Annotated in this window: 7 protein-coding genes; all 7 read left to right on the top strand. The window is 58.8% G+C overall.

Annotated elements, in window-relative coordinates:
- Positions 1-282 precede the first annotated feature (282 nt).
- Entirely contained in the window at positions 283-1,425 is a 1,143-nt protein-coding gene (locus Q0216_RS04095; protein WP_298593147.1) for a GTPase Era, read from the top strand.
- Positions 1,426-1,612: 187 nt separating this feature from the next.
- Positions 1,613-3,049, top strand: a complete 1,437-nt coding sequence (locus Q0216_RS04090; RefSeq protein WP_298593145.1) for an LCP family protein — start codon at positions 1,613-1,615, stop codon at positions 3,047-3,049.
- A gap of 418 nt (positions 3,050-3,467) precedes the next feature.
- Complete coding sequence (leuA, locus tag Q0216_RS04085; RefSeq protein WP_298593143.1) at positions 3,468-5,216, top strand: 2-isopropylmalate synthase; 1,749 nt, start codon at positions 3,468-3,470, stop codon at positions 5,214-5,216.
- A 170-nt stretch (positions 5,217-5,386) separates the two neighbouring features.
- Entirely contained in the window at positions 5,387-6,289 is a 903-nt protein-coding gene (locus Q0216_RS04080) for a hypothetical protein (RefSeq protein ID WP_298593141.1), read from the top strand.
- A 221-nt stretch (positions 6,290-6,510) separates the two neighbouring features.
- Entirely contained in the window at positions 6,511-7,359 is an 849-nt protein-coding gene (locus Q0216_RS04075) for an undecaprenyl-diphosphate phosphatase (RefSeq protein WP_298593139.1), read from the top strand.
- A 158-nt stretch (positions 7,360-7,517) separates the two neighbouring features.
- Complete coding sequence (gene mshC, locus Q0216_RS04070; RefSeq protein ID WP_298593138.1) at positions 7,518-8,834, top strand: cysteine--1-D-myo-inosityl 2-amino-2-deoxy-alpha-D-glucopyranoside ligase; 1,317 nt, start codon at positions 7,518-7,520, stop codon at positions 8,832-8,834.
- Between the two features lies 1 nt (position 8,835).
- Positions 8,836-8,961 carry a hypothetical protein gene (locus Q0216_RS04065; protein WP_298593137.1) on the top strand — a complete coding sequence of 42 codons (126 nt, stop codon included), beginning with the start codon at positions 8,836-8,838 and terminating at the stop codon, positions 8,959-8,961.
- Positions 8,962-8,970: the final 9 nt, after the last annotated feature.

The raw sequence follows: 8,970 nt of genomic DNA, 5'->3' as shown, positions 1-8,970 counted from the left end.
GACATTCTCACCGTGGATACCGAGCCGCCCGCTGTGGCTGAGCCGCACGCGCATCCGGATCTTCCGGGAGATACTGCAGAGGCTGAACCTGCCACCGATAAGCACGGCAACCGCTAGATATTGAACGCTAGATATCGAACATAGACGCACAGCATCTTCCCTAACACACTTTGAGCCAGCCGCCCGCTCCGGAATGCGCAGGCAGATGAGGCTGGCACCCCATACACCCCGCCCGGGGTTTGACCCCGGGATTTGACCCCAGGATTTGATAAGGAGAAACACATGGACCAGGAGTACACCCCGCTCGATTTGAGCACTCTGGACTTGAGCACCCCGCTGCCGACCTACCCCGAGAATTTCCGTTCGGGCTTCGCGTCGCTGGTGGGTCGCCCGAATGCGGGTAAGTCCACTCTGACGAACGCTATGGTCGGTCAGAAGGTGGCTATCACCTCGAACCGTCCGCAGACGACCCGCCACACGATCCGCGGTATTGTGCACAAGGACGAGTACCAGCTGATTCTGGTGGACACCCCGGGTATTCACCGCCCCCGCACTCTGCTGGGTGAGCGTCTGAACGACTTGGTCGCTAGCACCCTTTCGCAGGTGGATGTGCTGGGCTTCTGCATTCCGGCGAATGAGAAGATTGGTCCGGGTGACCGTTACATTGCCTCGCAGCTGGTGGCGTCGAGCAATAAGCCGGTGGTTGCTATTGTGACGAAGGCTGACACTGTGAGCTCTGAGGAGCTGCGTGAGCAGCTGCTGGCTGTTGAGGCGCTCGGCGAGGAGGTCATGAGCGCTGAGCGTGCGGCTCGTGCTAAGCGCGCCGCGCATCGTGCGAAGCAGAAGGGTAAGGGCGGTAAGAATGATGCTGTGCCTTTCGCGAAGGGTTCGGGTCCTGCGGCTAAGCGCCGTGCCGGTGAGGTTTCTGAGCCGATGCCGGTTGATGGTAAGGGCGGCTGGGCTGCGATTATTCCGGTGTCTGCTGTGAAGCATTTCCAGGTGGATGCGGTGGCTGACCTGCTGGCGCAGTACACTCCGCTGTCGCCGCCGCTGTACCCGGATGGTGAGCTAACTGATGAGCCGGAGGCAACCCTCATCGCGGAGCTGGTGCGTGAGGCCGCCCTGGAGGGTGCGCGTGAGGAGCTGCCCCACTCGATTGCTGTGACGGTTGAGGAGATGGAGTTCCGTGAGGGCCGCCCGGCGGATAACCCGCTGCTGGATGTGCACGTGAACCTGTATGTGGAGCGTGAGTCGCAGAAGTACATCATTATCGGTAAGGGCGGCTCGAATCTGCGCAAGATTGGTACGAAGGCTCGTGAGCAGATTGAGGCGATGCTCGGTACCCGCATTTATTTGAATATTCATGTGAAGGTTGCGAAGGAATGGCAGTCTGACGCGCGTGCGTTGAACCGCCTGGGATTCTAGTAGCTTTCCTGAGCGCATCGCCCTGAGGGACTACTCCGAGGGGCGGTCGCGCATCCATAGTTTTCACCCGGTGGCTTGCGGAAATCTGTGCATGCCCCCGGGTGAAACTTTTCACTCTCATTCGGCGCTCATAGGGAAGAGTGTTACTCTGAGAAAGCACTTGCTCACCGGCAGAAAGAGAAAAGGTATGCCTCAGGCACCTCGTTTACGAAGTACCGGTCGTCATATGCGCACGACGGTGATGACTTCAAACCGCAATAAGTGGATTGCTCTGCTTACTGCTTGCATGCTCGTCATTGTTGTTGGCTTTGGTGGCGTGGTGGCTCTGCGTATGCGCAATAATCTGCATACTCAGGAGCTGAACATCAGCAATTACAAGGACGGCCTGGAAAACGGCGCCTTGGACATTCTCGTAATTGGCTCCGATACCCGTCAGGGCAATAACAGCGCGTACGGTGATGAGGAAGACCGCAATTCTGAGGCTCGCGCGGACGTGATGATGCTTCTGCAGATTAGCAAGGACCGTAAGAACGTGAACGTGCTGTCGTTCCCGCGTGACTTGATGGTTGACGTTCCGCAGTGTACTGATCCTGAGAGCGGCACCGTGTACCCGGCTGAGGAGAACGTTCAGATTAACGAGTCTCTGTCTCGCGGTGGTCCTGGTTGTACTGTGGCGACCATCAGTAAGCTGACCGGCGTGAATATTGACCACTTTATGTTGGTGGACTTTAACGCGGTGAAGGAGCTGTCGAAGGTCGTTGGCGGCGTTCAGGTCTGTGTGGACGCTCCGATTGATGACGAGTACAGTGGCCTGAAGCTTCCTGCGGGTACTTCTACTGTTGAGGGTGAGCAGGCTCTTGCGTTCTTGCGTAGCCGCCACGGTTTCTCGGATGGTTCCGATATTGGTCGTATTCAGGCTCAGCAGGGCTTCTTGTCTTCGCTGCTGCGTAAGGTGAAGAGCGAGGGTACTCTGTCGAATCCGGGCCGTCTGATTAGCATTGCTGAGGCGATTACTCAGAACGTGACGGTGGATAAGGACCTGGGTAATATCAGCACTCTGGTGGGTGTTGGTGCGGCTCTTGGTGGCGTGGACCTGTCGAATGTTGTGTTTGCGACGGTGCCGACTGAGCCGTGGAGCCAGGACGCGAACCGTCTGCAGATTTCTGCGGATGCTGCGAATGTGTTCCAGCGTCTGCGTGATGATAAGTCGCTGAAGGAGGAGGCTCCGGCTGCTGAGGCTACTTCTGCCGCTCCGGTTCAGCTCGATCGTACGGTTCCGGTGAGCGTGTACAACGCGACCGGTCTGGATGGCCGCTCGGCTACGATCGCTTCGGTGATTGAGGGTCTGGGCTACTCGGATGTTACTCCGGGTACCTCCGCTAGCCCGACGAACTTCACCACGGTGTTCTACTCGACCGGTTACGAGGCGGAGGCGAAGGAAATTGCCGCGAAGCTGAATGTGACCCGCGTGGTGGCGACCGAAGAGGTTTTGGGCGTGTCGGTGACTATCGGTACTGACTTCCCGTCCGGTGAGGCGATGGAGAAGCAGGAGTCTGCGATTGCGGGTAACGCGACCGGTCAGACTGCTGATCAGAACAAGTGCCAGACTGCTTTCGCCTACTAGGTTGTAGCTAGGACGCAGCTCTAACTAAGACACAGGGCAGATGCGTGAATATTGAGTGAAGGGGCGTAGCGCCAGAAATGGTGGCTACGCCTCTTTGCCGTTAATTCTTTCCAGATGATGGACGGCTTCCCGTGTGCCCTGCCATCGCCTCCGAGCCCTGTGATAGCGTGGAGGCATGACTATTGACGGTGAGAGCATGCGCGGGGTTACCCGCCAGGCAGTGAACCTGCTGCTTATTCGCCGGAACGGGGCACGCTAGAATCTGCCGCAACCGTTCCGGCTTTTTGACGCGGCATCTCACCTTCGCATCCTTTCTGATGCACCGCCTTGACCACGGCAGCCGGGAACCGATACCCGGCACGGTACGAGCCCCACATCTGGGGTAGAGCGAGACGGACCAACCAACAGGAAATTCATCATGAAAAACCACCAGAAGCCCAGCCCCATGCCGGTACACAAGTACCGCCCTTTCCACGAGCAGATTGTTGTTGACCTGCCGGACCGCACCTGGCCGGATAAGGTCATTGAGAAGGCTCCGCGCTGGTGCGCAGTGGATCTGCGTGACGGCAACCAGGCGCTGATTGACCCCATGGATACCGACCGTAAGCTTGCGATGTTCAAGCTGCTGGTGAAGATGGGTTACAAGGAAATTGAGGTGGGTTTCCCGTCGGCGTCGCAGACTGACTTTGATTTTGTGCGTACCCTCGTTGAGGACGGCCACATCCCTTCGGACGTGACCATTCAGGTTCTGGTGCAGGCGCGTGAGCACCTGATTGCCCGTACTTTTGAGGCGATTGAGGGCGCACCGCAGGCGATTGTGCACTTCTACAACTCGACTTCCGTGCTGCAGCGTCGCGTGGTGTTCAACCAGGATCAGGAGGGCGTGCTGGATATCGCCCTGCAGGGTGCGCGCCTGTGCCGCAAGTACGAAGAGCAGATGGTCTCTGACACTAAGGTCATCTACGAGTACTCGCCCGAGTCCTTCACCGGCACTGAGCTGGAGTATGCGGCTCGCGTGGTGAATGCTGTGGCTGAGGAGCTGGAGATTGGTCAGAACGGCCGCGAGCTGATTGTGAACCTGCCCGCTACCGTTGAGATGGCTACCCCGAACGTGTACGCCGACTCGGTCGAGTGGATGAACCGCAACCTGAACCACCGCGAGCACATTGTGCTGTCGCTGCACCCGCATAATGACCGCGGTACCGGCGTGGCTGCTGCTGAGCTGGGTTACCTGGCGGGCGCTGACCGTATTGAGGGTTGCCTCTTCGGTAATGGCGAGCGCACCGGTAACGTTGACCTGGTGACTTTGGGTCTGAACATGTACACCCAGGGTATTGATCCGCAGATTGATTTCTCTGATATTGACGGTATCCGTAAGACTGTTGAGTACTGCAACCAGTTGAAGGTGCACGAGCGTTCGCCGTATGGTGGCGACCTGGTGTTCACCGCGTTCTCTGGTTCTCACCAGGACGCTATTAAGAAGGGCTTTGAGGCTCTGGAGCGTACCGCTGCTGAGGCGGGTAAGACCGTGGATGAGGTGTACTGGGAGGTTCCGTACCTGCCGATTGATCCTCGCGATCTGGGTCGTACCTATGAGGCGATTATTCGTGTGAACTCGCAGTCCGGTAAGGGCGGTATGGCGTACCTGCTGAAGCAGGATCACGGCCTGGATTTGCCGCGTCGTGCTCAGGTTGAGTTCTCGAAGATTGTTCAGGCTCGTACTGACGCTGAGGGTGGCGAGATGACCAGCCAGAAGCTGTGGAACATCTTCGCGGATGAGTACCTGCCCGCTGCTGATTCTGAAAAGCGTTGGGGTAAGTACCGTATTGAGTCGATTAACATTGATTCGGCTGATACTGGTGCGACCACTCTGCGTGTTGGTCTGAACATTGATGGCCACACGTACACTCGTTCTGCTTCGGGTACCGGCCCGGTGGATGCTCTGCAGAACATCCTGTCGGGTGAGGGCGTGGATATTCGCGTGATGGATTATTCGGAGCACACGATGTCGTCTTCGTCGACTGCTAACGCGGCTTGTTATGTTGAGGCTGCTGTTGGTTCTCGCGTGCTGTGGGGTATTGGCGTGGATAGCTCGACTACTCGTGCGGCGTTGAAGGCGATGATTTCGGCTGTGAACCGTGCGCTGCGTGATGAGCGTCAGGCGTAGGCGATGACCGTTATGTTTTGTGCGGGGTTTTCGGGTGACCGTTAACCGTGCATGATGTGGGGGCGGGATGCATACTGGGAGTATGTATCCCGCCCTTAGTCGTTTAATGTGCGCAGGTGTTGCGCGCATTGGCGGGTTGTGGGGCGAATAATCTGCAGAGAGGAACTCTCATGAAAAGCTACGCGATGGTGTTTAGCCCCATTGATGCGGCGGGCACCGATTCTTCTGCTCGTGCCTGGAATTATGAGCTGCGCGGTGGTGATGATACTGCTCTGCCTGCCGGTTCCCCCGAGGTGTGGGAGGCCGGCTGGGTGGGTTCGACTGGCCCGGGTATTGAGCAGGATCAGTGGCCGCGCAGTACGTTTACCGGTTTGCCGATGCAGCATATTTTTACGGTGAGGTTGCCGGGGGAGTACCTGCCGGATGCGCAGAAGTATCCGGGTGTGGTGGCGTTCTCTTTCTTCGCCGGTGATGGCCAGTTCGCTGAGGATGAGGCGACTGAGGGTGTTGCTAATGCGGCAAGTGATGACCCGTTCGAGGTGCAGTATGCGCAGGCTCGAGTGCATCCGTATCAGCTTCTGTTGCGCGATATTTTGGATGCCGAGTTTGCGGTGCTGTACCTGAATGAGCAGGAGTTCTCGTCCCGTACACAGCCGCCTGAGGATGTGCGCCGTCCCGGTGAGCATCGTGGCGAGGAGGAGAGCTTCAGCGCCTGGGCGTTGGCGGATCAGCAGCAACCGCTGGCTCGTAAGCCTGCTCTGGTGGGGTGGGTTCCGATGGATGACCCGAACGCCGGTAAGGCCCCGAGTGATGTGTTTGAGAATGTTGACCCGGATACCGGTTATCTGAGTCCTTTCGATTGGGACTCGGAGGATTCGGAGTGGTTTGAGTGGGCTAAGCCGCTGATTGCGGTGGGTACTCACCTGGGCGGCACCCATTTTTATGCGCAGAGCCTGCCGGAGGGTATGACGGCTCGTTATATTGAGTTCGATGAGTTTGATGTGCTGAATTTTGGGTGCGGTAGCGCTGTTTTTGATTTTGAGACCGGTGTTTTTGACTGGTCGTGCGGCTAGTATGCGTGCGCCGTTGACGCACCTTTGATGCGCCGGAGAGCGCGCGTTTGAGGCATTCGCGCGGTGTCCTTGAGCCGCAGATGAGCCGTGGATGCACCGCGGTGTACCGCTAGAACCGGCACCCTGAGCGTTTCACAGTGTGGACGGGGCGGTTTGCGGAGGTTCCACATCACCTTCCGCGAACCGCTCCCGGCGGGCGCGCCTCCTGTATCCTTGAAACCGTGGAATGGATTCAAGCAATTATTTTGGGCTTCGTTCAGGGCCTGACCGAATTTCTGCCGATTTCGTCATCGGCGCATCTGAACATTGTTGGCCAGATCCTGCCGGAGAAGGCTGACCCGGGCGCCGCGTTTACCGCAATCACCCAGCTGGGTACTGAGACTGCGGTTCTGATTTTCTTCTGGCGCGATATTGTTCGCATCCTGAAGTCCTGGTTCGGGTCCTTGACCGGCCGCGTACCGCGTAACGACCCGGATGCCCGCATGGGTTGGCTGATTATTATCGGCTCCCTGCCCATCGGCGTTCTGGGTCTGTTGCTGGAAGACTACATTGACACACAGTTCCGTAGCCTGTGGATTGTGGCGACCATGCTGATTGTCTTTGCGGTGTTCCTGGGTCTTGCGGACCGTTTCGGCCGTGAGCAGCGTGAGCTGAAGGACCTGACTGTCCGTCACGGTATTCTGTACGGTTGCGCGCAGGCGCTGGCACTGATCCCGGGTGTTTCCCGTTCGGGCGGTACCATTACCGCGGGTCTGTTCATGGGTTACACCCGTGAGGCTGCGGCTCGTTACTCGTTCCTTCTGGCTCTGCCGGCAGTGTTCATGTCTGGTCTGTACAAGACTTTCAAGGTGTTCACTGGTGCTGAGGCGACCGGCTACTACGGTATCCCGTCGACTATCGTTGCGACTCTGGTCGCGTTCGTGGTGGGTTATCTGATGATTGGCTGGTTCTTGAAGTACGTGTCGTCGAAGTCCTACGGCATTTTCATTTGGTACCGCATCGCGCTCGGTATCCTGATTTTCGTTGGTTTGGGCACTGGCGTTCTGAACGCTACTTCTTCGGCGTTCTAAGGCTTTAGCCCTCAGCGTGATATGACATACCCGTCCGTGAGTTTCTCACGGGCGGGTATTCTTATTGAAGTAGATTTTTTGTGGCATCCGCATGCCCGGGCTGGGCGGCGGGTGTGGCGCGTCCACCGGTTGTGGGCGTTTTTACGGAAAGGAAACCCATGCGAGCTTGGGATGCCCCCGCCTCTGTGACTCTGCCCGGTCAGGCTGCGCTGCCGCGTATTTTTGATACTGCGGCTGGTGAGATTGTTCAGGTTCAGGAGGATAAGGCGGCGAGCCTGTACGTTTGCGGTATCACCCCGTACGACGCGACGCATATGGGTCACGCCTCCACCTATGTTGCTTTTGACCTGCTGCACCGCGCCTGGCTGGATGCGGGCGTGCCGGTAACGTACGTGCAGAACGTGACCGATGTGGACGACCCGCTGCTGGAGCGTGCGACCGCCACGAACGTTGATTGGCGTGAGCTGGCTGAGGATCAGACGGAGCTGTTCCGCACCGACATGAAGGCGCTGAACGTGATTCCGCCGGCGCACTATGTGGGTGTGGTGGAGTCCATTGAGTGGCTGTTCCCGCTGATTGAGGATTTGCTGCGCCGCGGCCTGGCGTACCGCGTGCCCGGTTTCACGGATGAGCAGGGTGTGGTGCATCCTGACGGTGACGTGTACCTGGATTTGAAGGCTGTGCGTGAGCTGCCCGCGAACGCTGAGGGCTACTCGTGGGCACCGGGCGAGGTCTGCCACCTGACCCGTGATGAGATGCTGGAGATTTTCGCTGAGCGCGGCGGCGACCCGAACCGTGCCGGTAAGCGTGACGCGTTGGATCCGCTGCTGTGGCGTGTTGAGCGTGAGGGCGAGCCGAGCTGGGATGCCGGCGAGCTGGGCGCGGGCCGCCCCGGCTGGCACATCGAGTGCACGATGATTGCTCGCCGTTTTGTGGATGGTTCGCTGACCGTTCAGGCCGGCGGTAACGACCTGACTTTCCCGCACCACGATTTGGGTGCGGGCCATTCGTGGGCTGTGTCTGCACGCCCGCACGCTAAGCATTACGCGCACACCGGCATGGTCGGTTTGGACGGCCACAAGATGAGCAAGTCCCGCGGCAACCTGGTGCTGGTTTCGCGTCTGCGTGCGGCCGGTGAGGATGCGAACGCGGTGCGCCTGGCGATTATGGGTCAGCATTACCGTTCGGATTGGTTCTGGACTGATGAGCTGCTGGAGCACGCGAAGGCTCGCCTGGATACTTACCGTCATGCGGTGTCGGTGGCTGAGGGCCGTGAGGGTTCCGAAGGTGTCACCGATGAGGCGGCGGTTGAGCTGCTGGCCGCTGTGCGTGAGGCGCTCGGCGAGGATCTGAACGCTCCGGCGGCGTTGGCGGCTGTGGATGCGTGGGCTGTGAAGGCTCTGGCGGACACCACCGTCGGCGGTGGTGCGCTGGTGCGTGACATCCTGGCGGCACGCCTGGGCGTGGTCCTCTAAGATGGCTTCGTCGGTCGTGGAGAAGCTGTACGCTCTTCGCCCGTACGACCGTGAGACGGTCGATGCGCTCGCCGCAGAGATGTGTTTATCTGAGGTTCGCGCGTACGAGGCGCAGAAGGAAGCGTAGGGCTTCTGA

Origin of the sequence: uncultured Rothia sp., from assembly GCF_937976295.1 — a bacterium.
In the GTDB taxonomy this organism is placed as follows: domain Bacteria; phylum Actinomycetota; class Actinomycetes; order Actinomycetales; family Micrococcaceae; genus Rothia.
This window is presented reverse-complemented; position numbering and strand designations above follow the sequence as displayed.